Source organism: Undibacterium hunanense, from assembly GCF_014284335.1.
In the GTDB taxonomy this organism is placed as follows: Bacteria; Pseudomonadota; Gammaproteobacteria; order Burkholderiales; family Burkholderiaceae_D; genus Undibacterium; species Undibacterium hunanense.
In genome coordinates this window covers 17,353-33,010 of record NZ_JACOGF010000018.1, presented here as the reverse complement: position 1 = coordinate 33,010, position 15,658 = coordinate 17,353, and the positions used below count along the sequence as shown (strand labels likewise).

At 52.4% G+C, this 15,658-nt stretch carries 12 protein-coding genes; 5 read left to right on the top strand and 7 right to left on the bottom strand.

From position 1 onward, the window contains the following. Nucleotides 1–47: 47 nt before the first annotated feature. Nucleotides 48–404 carry a phage holin family protein gene (locus H8L32_RS24630; protein WP_186950410.1) on the top strand — a complete coding sequence of 119 codons (357 nt, stop codon included), beginning with the start codon at nucleotides 48–50 and terminating at the stop codon, nucleotides 402–404. After that, entirely contained in the window at nucleotides 391–1,218 is an 828-nt protein-coding gene (gene metF / locus H8L32_RS24625) for a methylenetetrahydrofolate reductase [NAD(P)H] (protein ID WP_186950408.1), read from the top strand. The genes H8L32_RS24630 and metF overlap by 14 nt, the downstream gene beginning before the upstream one ends. Nucleotides 1,219–1,327: 109 nt before the next feature. Here metF and H8L32_RS24620 read toward each other — a convergent pair whose 3' ends face one another. Next, a complete protein-coding gene (locus H8L32_RS24620) occupies nucleotides 1,328–2,236 on the bottom strand; it encodes an AEC family transporter (RefSeq protein ID WP_186950527.1) in 909 nt (302 codons plus the stop codon). 242 nt (nucleotides 2,237–2,478) lie between these two features. Here H8L32_RS24620 and H8L32_RS24615 point away from each other — a divergent pair, with 242 nt between their 5' ends. Beyond that, nucleotides 2,479–3,261, top strand: coding sequence for an oxygen-binding di-iron domain-containing protein (locus H8L32_RS24615; RefSeq protein WP_230412405.1), 783 nt, complete (start codon nucleotides 2,479–2,481; stop codon nucleotides 3,259–3,261). Nucleotides 3,262–3,266: 5 nt separating this feature from the next. Here the strand turns inward: H8L32_RS24615 and H8L32_RS24610 are convergent, their stop codons facing one another. After that, nucleotides 3,267–3,746 (bottom strand): Lrp/AsnC family transcriptional regulator, encoded by a 480-nt coding sequence (locus tag H8L32_RS24610; RefSeq protein ID WP_186950406.1) that lies wholly within the window; start codon nucleotides 3,744–3,746, stop codon nucleotides 3,267–3,269. Nucleotides 3,747–3,978: 232 nt separating this feature from the next. Between H8L32_RS24610 and metC the strand changes: the two genes are divergently transcribed. Beyond that, nucleotides 3,979–5,205: a cystathionine beta-lyase gene (gene metC, locus H8L32_RS24605; protein ID WP_186950404.1), complete on the top strand. Its 1,227-nt coding sequence runs from the start codon at nucleotides 3,979–3,981 to the stop codon at nucleotides 5,203–5,205. 53 nt (nucleotides 5,206–5,258) lie between these two features. Here metC and H8L32_RS24600 read toward each other — a convergent pair whose 3' ends face one another. The 4 genes from H8L32_RS24600 to H8L32_RS24585 form a co-directional block, all read right to left on the bottom strand. After that, nucleotides 5,259–5,765: a GIY-YIG nuclease family protein gene (locus H8L32_RS24600; protein WP_186950402.1), complete on the bottom strand. Its 507-nt coding sequence runs from the start codon at nucleotides 5,763–5,765 to the stop codon at nucleotides 5,259–5,261. 388 nt (nucleotides 5,766–6,153) lie between these two features. Next, nucleotides 6,154–8,421: a penicillin-binding protein 1A gene (locus H8L32_RS24595; RefSeq protein ID WP_186950400.1), complete on the bottom strand. Its 2,268-nt coding sequence runs from the start codon at nucleotides 8,419–8,421 to the stop codon at nucleotides 6,154–6,156. 8 nt (nucleotides 8,422–8,429) lie between these two features. Then, nucleotides 8,430–10,238, bottom strand: coding sequence for an ABC transporter ATP-binding protein (locus tag H8L32_RS24590; protein WP_408058963.1), 1,809 nt, complete (start codon nucleotides 10,236–10,238; stop codon nucleotides 8,430–8,432). Next, entirely contained in the window at nucleotides 10,186–11,937 is a 1,752-nt protein-coding gene (locus H8L32_RS24585) for an ABC transporter ATP-binding protein (RefSeq protein WP_186950399.1), read from the bottom strand. The genes H8L32_RS24590 and H8L32_RS24585 overlap by 53 nt, the downstream gene beginning before the upstream one ends. A 356-nt stretch (nucleotides 11,938–12,293) precedes the next feature. On the opposite strand from H8L32_RS24585, the gene H8L32_RS24580 reads away from it, so the two are divergent. Beyond that, nucleotides 12,294–13,184, top strand: coding sequence for an amino acid ABC transporter substrate-binding protein (locus H8L32_RS24580; protein ID WP_186950398.1), 891 nt, complete (start codon nucleotides 12,294–12,296; stop codon nucleotides 13,182–13,184). Between the two features lie 222 nt (nucleotides 13,185–13,406). Here the strand turns inward: H8L32_RS24580 and H8L32_RS24575 are convergent, their stop codons facing one another. After that, nucleotides 13,407–15,518, bottom strand: coding sequence for a prolyl oligopeptidase family serine peptidase (locus H8L32_RS24575; RefSeq protein ID WP_230412404.1), 2,112 nt, complete (start codon nucleotides 15,516–15,518; stop codon nucleotides 13,407–13,409). Nucleotides 15,519–15,658: the final 140 nt, after the last annotated feature.

The window sequence follows — 15,658 nt, the reverse complement described above, 5'->3', positions numbered from 1 at the left end:
CTGTATCCTGTGGCTGCAGCTTCATCCATCTACATACAGGAGCATGTATGCGTTTACTGGCAACCTGGTTGGTCAATGCGCTGGCTTTGCTGGCGATCCCTTATCTGATGTCGTCGGTGCAGATCGACAACTTTGTAACTGCATTGGTAGTGGCCGTGGTACTTGGTCTGGTGAACACCATTATCCGTCCGGTGGTACTGATACTCACCCTGCCGGCCACGGTATTGAGCCTGGGTCTGTTTATTTTTGTCATCAACGGCCTGATGTTCTGGGGTGTGGCAAATGTGATAGATGGTTTCCATGTCACCGGCTTTTGGGCTGCAGTGGGTGGTGCCCTGTTGTACAGCGTGATTTCCTGGACACTCTCGACCTTATTGTTGCAACAAAAAAATGAAGACGCCTAATTTCAGCATAGAATTTTTTCCACCCAAGACGGCGGAAGGCACGGAAAAGCTGCGTGCAACACGGGCCAAACTGGCCGAGCTTAAACCCAAATATTTTTCCGTCACGTTCGGTGCCGGTGGTACCACGCAACAAGGCACGCTTGATACCGTGACTGAAATCCGTCGTGAAGGCCATGATGCCGCACCGCATCTGTCTTGCGTAGGCGGCACCCGCGAATCGATACGCGCCATCCTTGATGAATTCAAGGCCAATGACATTCGCCGCCTGGTCGCCTTGCGTGGCGATTTGCCTAGCGGTTATGGCATGGGCGGTGAATTTCGTTATGCCAATGAGCTGGTCGAATTTATTCGTGCCGAGACTGGCGACTGGTTCCATATTGAAGTGGCTGCGTATCCCGAAATGCATCCGCAGGCGCGTTCACCGCAAGATGATCTGAACAGCTTTGTGCGCAAGATGAACGCCGGTGCGAATGCCGCAATCACCCAGTATTTTTATAATGCCGATGCCTATTTCCGTTTTGTGGATGAGACCCGCAAGGCTGGTGTCTCAGCACCGATCGTGGCTGGTATCATGCCCATCACCAACAGCACACAGTTGCAGCGTTTTTCTGAAATGTGCGGTGCAGAAGTCCCGCGCTGGATACGTCTGAAACTGGCCAGCTATGGCGATGACACGGCCTCCATCAAAGCCTTTGGTCTGGACGTGGTGACTGCCATGTGTGAACGCCTGCTGGCAGGTGGTGCACCGGGGCTGCATTTTTATTCTTTGAATCAGGCGGCGTCAACTACAGCGATCTGGCAAAGGCTGCTTTAGGATTGATTCAGGGTTGATGCAGGATGGTCGAAAAAGAGATCACAAAATTGTCGCTGATAAAAAATCCCCGGAAGACATCATCTTCCGGGGATTTTTTATGAGCTGGAAATTAACGCAGGCCCAGCCATAAACCCAGGGGTACAAACAGCAGGGCCGCCGCGTTGCCAAGCAGGACAATAGAGGCAACCTTGTCCGGTTCCTGGTTGTATTGTTCGGCCACCATGAAACAGAATACCGCCGGTGGCAAGGAAGCAAACAGATACATCTGGCCACGCTGGATTGCCGTCAGCGGCAAAATTAATTCCAGTAACCCCGCTATCAGCAAGCCTGCCAGCGGACACACAATAGCTCCGGCCATGCCGATACGCCAGCTGGCGAAATTGATATCCAGCATGCGTACACCCAGCGCAAACAACATGATGGGAATGCAGGCATCGCCCGTCATTTTCAGCGCCAGGAACAGAGTGGCCTGAATGGGAATATGTAGAATCGCAAACACCATACCGGCAGCCATTGCCAGCATCATGGGGCTGAGCAGGAAACGCCAGGGCTTGGCCTGATGATCGGGGTGGCCATGCTGGATGATACGTATGCCTGCACTGAAATACACCAGATTGCACGCCATGAACAGGGCAACGGCGGCAGACAGGCCACTGGTACCAAAGGCCAGTGCCGCCAGCGGCAAGCCCATATTGCCGCAATTGTTGTACATCATCGGTGGCACAAAACTGCGTACGTCGTAACCCAGCAGGCGCGCCACCGGCCAGGCCAGCAAGCCTGAACCAAGAGCGATCAGGGTACCGGCAATGATCAGCCACAGATTGTGGCCCACATCAAAATCCTTGCCGGCCAGTGCGGTAAAAATCAGCAGAGGGCACAACACATCCATACTGATGCGGTTGACCGACACCATATCGGTCGCTGCTGCCGCACCCTTGCGCCGTGCATACAGATAGCCCAGGCCGATGACGATGAAGACAGGAAGAATGATGGAAAGTATGCGTTCTATCATGCGTATTGTGTGAGATAGCGAGAAAATGAATGCGCTGAAAAATGAATGCACAGAAATACCATGCGGCTGATCAGAGTGTAATTGTTTTGCCAGGCTTGCACCGTGGCTGGCTGGACACATGACAAGATTTCATCTGACCTGGCCGCGCAGTTTTTGCGGCGGTCTGCGTTGATCTTGATCCAGCGCAATAGGCCGATAGCCAGTCTTACTACAATAGTCGCTTAAACTATGGTATTTGCGGGGAACAATTGGCGATAGAACTTTTTAATGACGGCAAACACATCTGCGTGATGTTTAATGATCTGCTGGATGACACGGCTGATCATGCTGTCCAGGCCAATCAATTCCTTGTCGTATCCGAAGGGGAGGGTGCGTTGATAGACCCTTCCGGCAACCTGACGTATAACGCGCTGTTGCTGGCCATACACAAGTATGTGCCAAAGAAAAATCTCAAATACCTGTTTGCCTCGCATCAGGATCCGGACATCATTGGCGCACTCGACAAGTGGCTGATGGGCACCGATTGCGATCTGTATGTATCGAAACTGTGGTCACGCTTTGTGCCGCATTTCTGCAACCTGAACCGGGCTGAAGGACGTATTGTCGGTATCCCGGATGAAGGTATGCCGGTGCGCCTGCGCGACACGATTATCCATGCCGTGCCTGCCCATTTTTTGCATGCAGAAGGCAATTTCCAGTTCTACGACAGCAAGTCAAAAATCCTGTTTTCCGGCGACGTCGGTGCTTCCATGGTGGATGCGCACGACATCGAAGCGCCGATCACCACCAAAGCACAATTTCTGGAACATGTGCATACCATGGCCGGTTTTCATAAGCGCTACATGGTGTCCAACAAAGTGTGCCGGCTGTGGGCCAATATGGTCAGACAAATGGACATCAGCTTGCTGGTGCCGCAACATGGCAGGTATTTCAAGGGGCGGGAAGCAATCGAAGCTTTTCTTGCCTGGATAGAAAACCTGCAATGCGGCATTGATTTGTTCACACAAGAACATTACCGCTTCCGAGGCTAGGTTGTTCAGGAACGGGCGGTTTTCAGTACGGCATAATTAAGCGGTAGTGCTGTCGTATTCTTGATGACTTCCATGACGAAGCTGGAGCTGACATCCTGCAAGTCCGCCACCTTCACCAGTTTTTTATAGACCAGATCAAAGCCTGCCATGTCAGGCACGTGCACTTTCAGTAAATAGTCGATCTCTCCGCTCATGCGGAAGATTTCAACGATCTCGGAAATGGCACCGGCCCCTGCAATAAAACGCTGCATCCATTTTTCATTATGCTGGGCAGCCTTTAAGGCCACCATCACCGTCAGGCCCAGGTTCAGCTTGACCGGATCGCACAGGGTCACCTGTTGCCTTATGACACCGTCTTCCTGCAATTTTTGCACACGCCGCCAGCATGGGGTGACTGACAGGTGCACGGCCTGTGCCAGGTCGGCCAGTGCAATAGATGCATCTTTTTGCAAAATATTCAAAATTTCTAGATCTATTTTATCCATATGCCGTAAATATTAGAAAATATTCCTAAAAATAACATGAATTGCCTGAATGTTTGGTAAAAAATTTCTACCTGCGCTTGCTAGGATGTAGCCAGTGCATGTAGATCGGTCTTTTACGCTTCCCCCTTGTTTAAAAGACAGATCTGCAAGCCCGGGCAGTCAGCCGGTTTGCCTTGTTGTTGCATGTGCAATCAAGCCGCGTAGGAATCAAACATCAGTAAATGGAACATATATGAATATCGTAGAGTCAGAATTGCAAACCGCGACCCGTCTTACCCATGCCGGACGCAAAGGCAAGGCGCATCATGGTCCGGTGAATCCGGCTTTGGTAAGGGCATCGACCATACTGTTTCCCGATGTTGCAGCTTTGAAAAATGCCTGCGGTACCCGGCGTGCCTACGGCCGTCACGGCAATGAGACCACGCAGGCGCTGGAACAGGCACTGTGTGCTGCCGAAGGCGCAGCTGCCTGCATGTTGACCTCTTCTGGCCTGTCGGCTGTCACGACCACGCTGCTGGCCTTGCTGCAGCCGGGCGACCATCTGCTGATGGTCGATACCGTGTATGACCCGACACGTGATTTCTGTGATGGCCTGCTACAGCGCATGAATATCAGTACGACCTACTACGACCCCCTGATAGGTCGTGACATCACCGCGCTGATACAGCCAAATACCAGGGTCGTGTTTGTTGAGTCACCCGGCTCGCTGACGTTTGAAGTCCAGGATATTCCGGCGATTGCTGCCCAGGCCCATGCACGTGGGGCCGTGGTGGTGTCTGACAGCACCTGGGCAACGCCGATAGGCTGGAATTCTTTCGAGCTGGGGATTGATGTGTCTATCCATGCGGCCACCAAATACATCGTCGGTCATTCAGATGCGCTGATGGGTGCCATCCTGACCACGGCAGCCCTGCATGACCGCATACGCAGTACTTACCGCCAGCTTGGCATGTCTATCGGGGCGGATGATGCAGCACTGGCCCTGCGCGGTTTGCGCACCATGGCGGCACGCCTGGCTGTACATCGTGAAAGTGCCAAAGTGGTCGCACTATGGTTGCAGCAACAACCGGAAGTGGCTGAAGTGCTGTACCCGCCGTTGCCCGGCTGTGCCGGTCATGATTTATGGAAACGTGATTTCAAGCCTGATTATGCATGCGGCCTGATGGGGGCAGTGTTTCATGCCGATATCAGTGAACAGCAGGTGGCGGCACTGATCGACAAAACCCGCCTGTTTGGCATAGGTTTTAGCTGGGGTGGTTTCGAGAGCCTGATGTTGCCTACCAGCCCGGCGGCTTACCGTACGGTGAATGCAGATAAATGGACTGCACCGATGCTGCGCCTGCATGTGGGTCTGGAAGACGTGGATGATTTGCTGGCTGATCTTGCCCACGGCTTTGATGCCTTGCGCAAGACAGTGCAAGTGCAGCACGAACCTTGCCTGTTGAAAGCTGTGGTCTAAGGCTGTGATCTGATTGTGTATGAAACCGGGAAATCAGCAATCCCGGTTTTATCTTATCCGGCTACCCATTCATAGGCTTTTCTGAACAGGCTGGCAGGTGGTGGGCTGAATGCCTCGGCATTGCTGACGCTGCTGGGTTCATCCGGTTCCAGATGGCGCATCATGCTCAGGGTTTGCTGTTGACGGATCAGGCCCTGGCGATTGATCAGGGCAATGGTGTTGGCAATTTTTTCTGCTGCTGCATCCAGGTCCAGATCATAGAAGTCCTGGCCCCGTTTGCCACAGCGATGATGCTGGAATTGCTTCAGGATTTCATCGAGTGCGTGTCCGCAGTCTTTGGTATGCAGTTCGAAAACGCATTCATAGGAACCGGGTATCAATTGCTGCAGGTCGCGATTCAGTTCCATGGCCTTGGAAACACCGGAGCGACGGGTAGCACCAATTTTGTACAGGCCTTTGCGCAGGCCGTCGTTTTGCAAAATGTAGATGGTACCAGGGGTGCCATGCATGAATTGTGGCTCACGCGGCAGCGTCCTTTGTGTACGGTAAGAAGTAGTCATCCTGAGACCTGACATTCTGTAAAGGGATGTAGAAGAGTCTACAAAATGTCCTTGTAGTTCAAGACCCGGAATAAGAGGGTGCTTTGCGCTCTGTTCGTGGATTCGCCTTAAACCGGTTTTGAACTTGTCTTGATTTGTTTTGAATTAGCGATGAATCTGTATTGAACCTGTAACAGTTCTACCCCTATCCTGAACCCTTCATCAGATCAGGATTTCAGCCCGTATGCTCCCGTACGGGCTTTTTTTTGTGGGCAATGGACGGCCAGGTATGGCCCTGGTCCTTTGTCATAACAATGTCATCTTCCAGCGCTACCATGCGGCAATCCTGAAAGTTTTTCCTCCAAAGGTCGGGATCTTTGCCCGCAGAATATAATCTGCGGGCTTTTTTCTATTGCGCTGGTGCCTGAGTTGCCTGCGCTGGTGTCGCAGGTGGTTGGCTTTCTGTTATGTCCAGTGTCCGCACGCTGGATCCGTTCAGGAATTCATTGAACATCCAGTCACCTTCGGTATTGCTGATGCCTTCAGGCACGGCACGTTGCCCTTCGGGTTTGCCGGCCAGCGCTACCCGCATGGTATCTATCCAGATAGGCAGGGCCAGGGTGGAACCAAATTCACGGCCACCCAGAGATTTGGGATCGTCATATCCCATCCAGGCGACTGCCACGATATTCCCTGCATAACCGGCAAACCAGCCATCGACGGCATCACTGGTGGTACCTGTTTTACCTGCCAGATCACGCCTGCCGAGTTTGACAGAAGCGCTGGCACCCGTACCGCTGAGTACCACTTCCCGCAGCATGTTGTCGGTGATGTAGGCATTGCGGGCATCAATGACCCGTGCTTCTTCCTGGGCGATGGCGGGTGGTTTGTTTTCAAACAAGACTTTGCCCTTGCCATCGACCACCTTGCTGATCAGCCAGGGATTGACCGAGTAACCGCCGTTGGCAAATACCGCATAGGCCGAAGCCAGTTGCAGAGGTGTCACCGAGCCTGTACCCAGTGCCATGGTCAGATTGGCCTGGTGCTTGTCCTTGTCAAAGCCAAAGCGGGGCAACCAGTTTCTGGCAGTATCCACGCCTATGGATTTCAATATCCTGACGGATACTACGTTCTTGGACTGGGCCAGGGCACTACGCATGCTGATGGGGCCATCATATTTGCCATCATCATTACGCGGGTCCCAGCGCAGACTGCTGTCGGATGTTTCCGAGAGTTGCACGTCATTGATCAGGGTGCCAGGGTAAAAACCTTTTTCCAGCGCAGCAGAATAAATGAAGGGCTTGATGCTGGAACCTGGCTGGCGCCAGGCACTGGTCACATGATTGAATTTCTTGCGGTTGAAATCGAAACCACCCACCATCGCGCGGAAGGAACCGTCGTCTGCATTCAGCGCGACATAGGAACCTTCGACCTCAGGTATCTGCGTGATCGCCCAGCGCTTCTTGCTATCCTGTATCACGCGTATCACTGAGCCAGCGCGTATCTTGATACCTGCCTTGGCCTTGTCGCTCAGTGCTGCTGCGGCAAAGCGCAAACCCTCTCCTGTAATTTCTATACTGTCGCCAGATTGCAGCTCTGCCTTGACGATTTTGCCGGATACCTGGGTCACTACCGCAGCCAGTAATTTGTCGTTGTCAGGATGCTTGCGCAAGATCTGGTCTATTGCATCATCGCGTTCATCCTCATCCGCAGGCAATTCTATATGAGCTTCAGGGCCGTCATAGCCATGACGCTGGTCATAGGCAATGATATTGCGGCGTACTGCTTCATAAGCGGCGTCCTGCTCAGCCTTGTTGATGGTGGTGTAGACCTTGATACCCTTGGTGTAGGTATCTTCCTTGTATTGCGCAAAGATACTCTGGCGTACCATCTCGGCAACGTAGTCGGCATGGGCATCGAATTGCTGGCCTTTGACGACCTTGATTTCTTCCTTTGCCGCAGCTTCCATTTGCGCTTGCGTGATAAAGCCGTTTCTGACCATGTTTTGCAGGACCAGCAACTGTCTTTGCTTGGTCTTTTCAAAATTGACGGCAGGATTATGTCTGACCGGATTTTGCGGCACACCGGCCAGCATGGCGGCTTCTGCCAGCGTCAACTGATCCAGCGATTTTCCAAAGTAGGTTTTCGCGGCACTGGAAAAACCGTGACTGCGCTGGCCCAGGAAAATCTGGTTCATATACAGTTCCAGGATCTGATCCTTGGAGAGTGCATCTTCAATACGATAAGTCAGCAGGATTTCTTTCAGCTTACGTGGCAACGACTTTTCATTGCTCAGGAAAAAATTGCGTGCCACCTGCATGGTGATGGTCGATCCACCCTGATGAAAACCACCACGCAGGTCAGCTACGACGGCACGGGCTGCGCTGCGGAAAGAGATGCCGCCATGTTCATAAAAACGCTCGTCTTCAATCGACAGGATGGCATTCTTCATGACGGCAGGAATTTGCTTGATGGGTACAAAATCCCGGTGTTCTTCACCAAATTCACCGATTAGTGCATTGTCTGCGGTATAGATGCGCAGTGGAATTTTGGGCTGGTAATCGGTAACGGCTTCCAGTGTCGGCAAGCCGGGCGCCACTACCAGATACACATAGGCTATGGTTGACAGCAGGACAGTGACGCCAGCACTGATGGTAATCGTGATCCACTTCTTCATGGCTTTCCTTATTCTTCCAGGGTTTGCAACAGGTACAGGCGTTGATAGATGCCTTGTTCCACTTGCATTAATTCTTGGTGATTGCCTTGTTCTGCCAGCTTGCCGTGGTTCAGCACGATGATGCGGTCAGCATCACGGATGGTGGACAGGCGATGGGCGATGGCCACGATGCTGACCTTGCCGCGCAACTCTGTCAGTGCAGTCTGTACTACCTGCTCAGTTTCGCTATCGATATGTGACGTGGCTTCATCCAGGAACAGCACGCGTGGCTTGCCAGCCAGGGCACGCGCGATGGCCAGCAATTGTTTTTGCCCCGTGGACAGGCGAGCGCCGCCTTCACCCAGCGGGGTGTCATAGCCGTTTTCCAGTTGCAGAATAAAGTCATGCACATGGGCGGCTTTGGCGGCAGCGATGATATCGGCTTCGCTGATGTCGCGGCCCATGGAAATGTTTTCGCGTGCATTCGCAGCCAGCAAAAAGGGTTCTTGCGGCACCAGTCCGACCCTGTCACGGAAATGTGCATCGCTGATACTGGCCAATGGCTGTCCGTCTATACTGATGTGGCCAGACTGTGCCGTGTAAAAACGCAGCAAGAGGCTCAGCAGTGTGGATTTGCCGCTACCGGTATGACCAACGATGCCGTAAAAACTGCCAGCCGGTATCTCAAGACTGAAATCATGCAGGACCGGGCGAGTCGGGTCGTAACCAAAGCTGACCTGTTCCAGCTTCAGATTGCCGTCGACAATGCGGGCGTCGCTGCTGGCGACTGGTGCCTGATGTTCATTCAACAGGGTATTGACCCGCGCTGCCGAAACGACGGCCTGCTGTATCTGGCCGAATTGCAGGGTGATCTGTATCAGCGGTTCCACCACCCGTGCGATATAGCTGACAAACGCATACAGTATGCCGATCTCAACGCCAGAAAAACTGCGCTGACTGAAACTGAAAATCACCACCACCAGCAAGATAGAATTCATCAGATCCAGCGCCGGGCGCAAGAGCCAGGCATTGGCACGCAATTCATCCAGCCTTGCTGCATAGTGTAATTGGTTGGTGGTTGCAAAGCGCTCACCAAAGCGACGTTCGGCATTGCTGGCTTGCAGCGTACTCATGCCATTGATGCTTTCTGCAACCTGGGCATTGATTTCACTGCGCAACTGGCGTGCACGGCTGACGGCTGGCGCACTCCAGCGCTGATAAAACCAGACGATGATGATGACTGCCGGTATCAGCATGATGACGATCAGCATCAGACGCCATTCCAGAAACGCCATGGCGGTCAGTGCGCCGATGACGACGATGGAACTGTCAAGCATCACGAACAGTACCTGCACATACAGGCTCTTGACTGATTCGGTGTCGTTCGTTACGCGGCTGACCAGTTGCCCAGTAATCGCCTTGTCAAAAAATGCCATGGGCAAGCGCAGTACATGTTCATACACCTGTTCACGCAGACGACGTACCGAGCGCATGGCAACACCGGCCAGCCGTGTCAGTTGCAGATAACGCAGCCAGGTCGCACCCCAGCCGGTCAGCACATAGGCAGCCAGCAGGGCGGTGACCATGCCCATATCCATTTTATGTGGCAACAGATAACGATCTATGAATGCCTTGCCCAGCAAGGGGCCAACGGCTTCCAGACCAGCGGCCACGAACAAAAAGAAGATGCCCAGCCAGACATGGCGTTTTTCAGTGCTGGCGGCCTGCAGCAGCAGGCGCACGGCTTGCTTCTTTTCTGACAGGGCGCTTGTTTTCTTGTTGGTATCAGGCTGCATCCAGGCTTGCTTCCAGTTGTTGATAACGCCATTGCGTTGCATACCAGCCATCCAGATCCAGCAAGGACTGGTGATTGCCTTGTTCGACGATTTTTCCTTCACGTAAAACCAGGATGTGACTGGCTTCCAGCACCGCACTCAGGCGATGGCTGACGATGACGGCACTGCGTTCGGGATGTTCTTTCCTTAGTTCTGCCAGGTGTTGCAGGATATGGGTTTCAGTCTGTGTATCCACCGCTGACAGGGCATCGTCCAGCAACAACAGCGGGCTGGCTGTCAGCAGGGCACGGGCGATGGCAACACGCTGTCTTTGACCACCTGACAGGGTGACGCCGCGCTCGCCCACCAGCGTGTCATAGCCATGCGGGAAGCGTTGTATATCGTCGTCGACCGATGCCAGTCTGGCGGCCTGCATGATGTCTGCACGGCTGGCAGCAGGGTTGCTGAGACCTATATTGTCGGCAATCGATGCCGAGAACAAAAAGGGCTCCTGAGCTACCCAGTTGATGGACTGGCGCAAGGCTTGCAGGCGGTACTCCGCCAACGCATGCCCGCCCCAGGTGACGTGGCCCTGTTCTGCTTCTACCTGGCGCAGCAATAAACGGATGATGCTGGATTTGCCTGAACCCGTGGGGCCGACTATGCCCACTGTCTGGCCGGGTGCAATCGTCAGGCTGATGTCTTGCAAGGCTGGGCTGGATTGACCCGGATAGGCAAAACTGACATGTTCTACACGCAGATCGCCTGCCGGTGGCGTGGTGATGGCACCTTCATCATTGACGCTCAATTCTTGTGTCAGCACCGGTTCCAGTCTGGCCCATGCCGCTTTTCCGCGTTCCAGCAGGGACAAAACCCAGCCGGCAGCAAACATGGGCCAGATCAACTGGCCCAGATACATGGAAAAACTGGTCAGTGCACCAATGCTCATCTCGCCATGCCAGACCAGGTAGCCACCCACACCCAGGGTCAACGCCCCGGCTGCTGTCAGGCTGATGCCGACTGCCGGTTCATAGGCAGCTTCCCAGCGCTGGGCTGACAGGCTGGCGGCAGCGGCCTGTTCGGCCATCTCGGCAAACTGAGCTGCGCTGCGCTGTTCCAGACCCAGGGCGCGCAGGGTACGCACACCGGCCAGGGTTTCCTGCACATGGTCATTGAGTTTGCTGAAACGTTCCAGCGAATCACGCGAAGCATCGTGGATATGATGGGTAATGCGCTTGAAGGCCCAGGCCATGAAAGGGAAGGGCAGCAAGGCCGCCAGCGCCAGTCGCCAGTCCACACCCAGTAACATCATGCCTATCACCAGGGCAAAGGTCAGGCTGCCGTCAAAACCGGCCAGTGCGGCTTCACCTGCCGCCAGTTCAATGGCATCGGCATCATTGGTGCCCAGGGCCATCAGGTCACCGGTTCTTTGTTGCTGGAAAAAACGCGAACCCTGTACGCTCAGCCTCTGGTAAAGCCGGGTGCGTAATTGCATGCCTAACTGATAGGAAGCAGTAAACAACTGGGTACGCCAGCCCACCCGCAAGAAATAGATGGCCAGGCCCATGCCGATAAGCCAGGACAATTCCCACATCAGGCCAGTGTTGTCAAAACGACCTGCCACCATGCCATCAATGATCATGCCAACACGGCGCGGTATCAGGACCGTCATCACGGCAACGGCGAACAGCATCGCACCCGCACCAAGATAATGGCGCCAGTGCTGGCGGATAAACTGAGCAATAAGCTGGTACAAACTCATAGATGGTTCAGACCCGAAATCAGGGAAATGGTTGCATATGCCACGCCAATGCATGCACGGCAAAGCGGGAAATGATACAGCATCCGCAAAAATCATCGCCCTTTCACTGGAACATATCCCTGTTTATGAAATGTGCGCGTCAGCTCCGGATGGCGAGAATGTCGCCTGGCGTATCAAATGCTGCCGGGTATTTCCCGGGATAACTGATGTTATGCAAAGGCAAGCACTCTTGCGCTGGCTCAATAAATCATCAATATGATGGCGGCAAGAATGTGAAATTTGGACAATTCATGGTTGCGTCACGGAAAGATTCTATAATGCCGCCTTTGCATTGAGGCTGAAGATAAGGAAGTTGTATGAAATTTGGTTTTATTATTAAAGCAGGTATTGTTTTCCTGACTGGTTTGTTCAGTCAGATTTCCATGGCGGCAGATACGCTGGACCGTATTAAAAAGACACAGACCATCAATATCGCTTTCCGTGAAGCGGCGTTGCCATTTTCTTATCTGTCAGAAAGCAAGGCGCCCATAGGTTATTCGATTGATATCTGTGCAAAATTTGTAGAAGCGGTCAAGAAGGAATTGAAGCTGCCGCAACTGAAGGTCAACTATATTCCCGTGACTTCTGATACGCGCATGGCGGCAATGACTTCCGGTCAGGCAGATATTGAATGTGGTTCCACCAGCAATAATGCCGAGCGCCGTGAAAAGGTCAATTACACATTGCCCCATTTCTTCGCCACTATCCGCATGATCGTGTTTGCTGATTCCGGCATCAATAACTGGCAGGATTTGAAGAATAAAAAAGTGGTCATTACCAAAGGTACTTCTACAGATAAATATTTGCAGGAAAGAGATAAAGTCCGTTCCCTGAATATGAAGCTGGTTGAAGCCAAAGACCATACAGAATCTTTTGGCATGTTGCTCAATAAACAGGTCGATGCGTTTGCCCAGCATGATGCGATACTGGTGGGTGTCAAGGCCAGGTCAAAAACACAAGAGAAGCTGGTGGTCGTCGGTGATCCGCTTTCTTCTGAAGCCTATGCCATGATGCTGCCCAAGGGTGATGCCGCATTCAAGAAAGTCATTGACGCTGAAATGGTACGCATGATGCTGGATGGCGAACTGACCAGGTTATATGAAAAATGGTTTACCAAACCGATACAACCGAATGGCGTCCCCCTGGGTTTGCCTATGGGTGTGTTACTGCGCGAAACCATACGCTATCCATCTGATAAAGTTGATTGAGGCTGTTTCGTTAATGATCTGATTCACATGATCTGATTCGCATGATTTGATTCGCATGATTTGATTCGCATGATTTGATTAACATGATTTGATTAACATGATTTGATTAACATTAATCACCTGATTCATATAAATAAAAAAAGGCAGCCAGAAAACTGGCTGCCTTTTCAATTCCAGAGTGCTGTTTTTTTTACAGCCCCCTGCCTTGCCTGGTGAAGTTAATTAGTGAACCTGATTGGCTTCATTGTCACGTTTGAGCATATTCCACAAGAAGGTATAGGTGATCGCACTCATGTCGGCACGTTGTGCATTATTTGCCGCACCGCCGTGACCGCCTTCGGTGTTTTCGTAATACCAGACATTCTTGTGACCCTGATCCATCATTTTGGCAGCCATCTTGCGCGCATGACCAGGATGTACGCGGTCATCACGGGTCGATGTGATGAACAGAACATTCGGGTAAGTCACGCCTGCCTTGACATTCTGGTAAGGCGAATATTTGGAGATGTAATCCCATTCCGCCGGTACATCCGGATTGCCATATTCACCCATCCATGAAGCACCTGCCAGCAACTGGTTGAAACGACGCATGTCCAGCAAAGGCACCTGGCTGACAACCGCATTAAACAGATCCGGACGCTGGGTCAGTGCAACACCGGCCAGCAGGCCGCCATTGCTGCCACCCATGGCACCCAGATGTTTGTTGCTGGTGATTTTGCTGGCGATCAGGTCTTCTGCTACCGCTGCAAAGTCATCATAGGCACGCTGACGATTTTCCTTCAATGCCAGTTGATGCCAGCGCGGGCCAAATTCACCACCACCACGGATATTTGCCACTACATAGACACCACCTTTATCCAGCCAGCTTTTGCCCAGACCACCAGAATATGACGGTGTCATGGAAATCTGGAAACCGCCATAGCCATACAGCAGGGTAGGATTATTACTGTCGTACTTCATGTCCTTGCGGCGCACGATAAAGTAAGGCACCTTGGTACCATCTTTGGATGTAGTGAATTTTTGCACGGTTTCATAGGCGCCAGCATCAAAGAAGGCCGGTGCAGATTTCAGCAACTCACGTTTGTCATTACCGGCATGCGCCATCATGTAGACACTGGGTGTCAGGTAATCAGAATAGCTGAGCAGGTAATCGTCAGAATTTTCTGCATCCACGCCACTCACGCCGACTGCGCCCAGCGTTGGTAATGTGACCTGGCGGGCAGACCATTTACCGCTATCAAATTTCCATTCCTTCAGATTGCTCTTGACGTTGTCCAGGGTTTGCAACAACAGGTAATTGCGGGTGATGGTGGCACCTGTATAAGAGGTGGTGTCGCTGGGTTCAAACAAGACCGTAAATTCGCGATTGCCTTTCATGAAGGCATCAAAGTCGATCGCCAGTACGCTGCCGGATGCATAGGTCTTGCCACCCACAGTCCATGTTTCACGCGGGGTGATCACAGCCTGTTTATCAAAGAAATACAGATTGCTCTTGGCCGGTATATCCAGCTTGATCAGCTTGTCACCGTCTTTCAAATACTGTTCTGACGTATAGAAGGTGATTTGACGGCTGACCATTTCCCGGTGTACGCCTTTATGATCGCTGGAATTGGCTCCTACAGCCATATCATTTTTCTGACCTTCGAACAGGGTCTTGGCAGCCGATAATTCGGTACCGCGCTTCCATTCCTTGACTACGCGTGCATAGCCGGAATCAGTCAGCGTGCCTGCACCAAAATCAGTGGCGACAAACAGGGTGTCTTTATCAACCCAGTCCAGATTCATTTTTGCTTCTGGCAAGCTGAAGCCGCCTTTGACGAAGGACTTGCTGGCTAGGTCAAATTCCCGCGTGACAACGGCGTCTGCACCACCGCGTGACAACTCGATCAGGCAACGGTCATACACGGGTTCGCGACATACGCTGGCCTTGTATACCCAGTTTTCATTTTCTGCTTTGGCCAGGGCATCAACATCCAGCACCACTTCCCATTTAGGCTGGGATTTTTTGTATTCTTCCAGCGTGGTTTTACGCCAGACACCACGCGGGTGTTCTGCATCCATCCAGAAATTGTAGACGGCGTCTCCCATTTTGCGTATGCCCGGGATACGGTCCTTCGAATCCAGCACGACCTGCAAATCGGCCTTCAGCTTGTTAAAACCGGCATCATTGTCGAGCTTGCCACGTGTGACCTTGTTTTGGTCCTTGACCCAGTTCAGGGCTTTTTCACCGGTGACATCTTCCAGCCACTGGAATTTATCTTCAGCCTGGGCCAGTGCCAGACTGCTTGCGCCTATCATGCACAGTGCAGCGATCAGTTTCATTTGTGGTTTCATTGTCTTCCTTATTGTGGGCCAGGCACGAGCTTTTGCCTGGACGGATCAGGCACCTCTTTCGTGTTTCTTTGTCATACCTTGGTCAGGCATTTTAATTCGGGATATTCCGATAGTGCGATGTGATTTTTATCGCAATACAA

Excerpts from the sequence above, each read along its gene's own strand:
- metC (WP_186950404.1), top strand. The coding sequence starts at position 3,979 with ATGAATATCGTAGAGTCAGAATTGCAAACCGCGACCCGTCTTACCCAT.
- H8L32_RS24600 (WP_186950402.1), bottom strand. The coding sequence starts at position 5,765 with ATGACTACTTCTTACCGTACACAAAGGACGCTGCCGCGTGAGCCACAA.
- H8L32_RS24630 (WP_186950410.1), top strand. The coding sequence starts at position 48 with ATGCGTTTACTGGCAACCTGGTTGGTCAATGCGCTGGCTTTGCTGGCG.
- H8L32_RS24585 (WP_186950399.1), bottom strand. The coding sequence starts at position 11,937 with ATGAGTTTGTACCAGCTTATTGCTCAGTTTATCCGCCAGCACTGGCGC.
- H8L32_RS24595 (WP_186950400.1), bottom strand. The coding sequence starts at position 8,421 with ATGAAGAAGTGGATCACGATTACCATCAGTGCTGGCGTCACTGTCCTG.
- metF (WP_186950408.1), top strand. The coding sequence starts at position 391 with ATGAAGACGCCTAATTTCAGCATAGAATTTTTTCCACCCAAGACGGCG.
- H8L32_RS24575 (WP_230412404.1), bottom strand. The coding sequence starts at position 15,518 with ATGAAACCACAAATGAAACTGATCGCTGCACTGTGCATGATAGGCGCA.
- H8L32_RS24610 (WP_186950406.1), bottom strand. The coding sequence starts at position 3,746 with ATGGATAAAATAGATCTAGAAATTTTGAATATTTTGCAAAAAGATGCA.
- H8L32_RS24580 (WP_186950398.1), top strand. The coding sequence starts at position 12,294 with ATGAAATTTGGTTTTATTATTAAAGCAGGTATTGTTTTCCTGACTGGT.
- H8L32_RS24590 (WP_408058963.1), bottom strand. The coding sequence starts at position 10,238 with ATGCAACGCAATGGCGTTATCAACAACTGGAAGCAAGCCTGGATGCAG.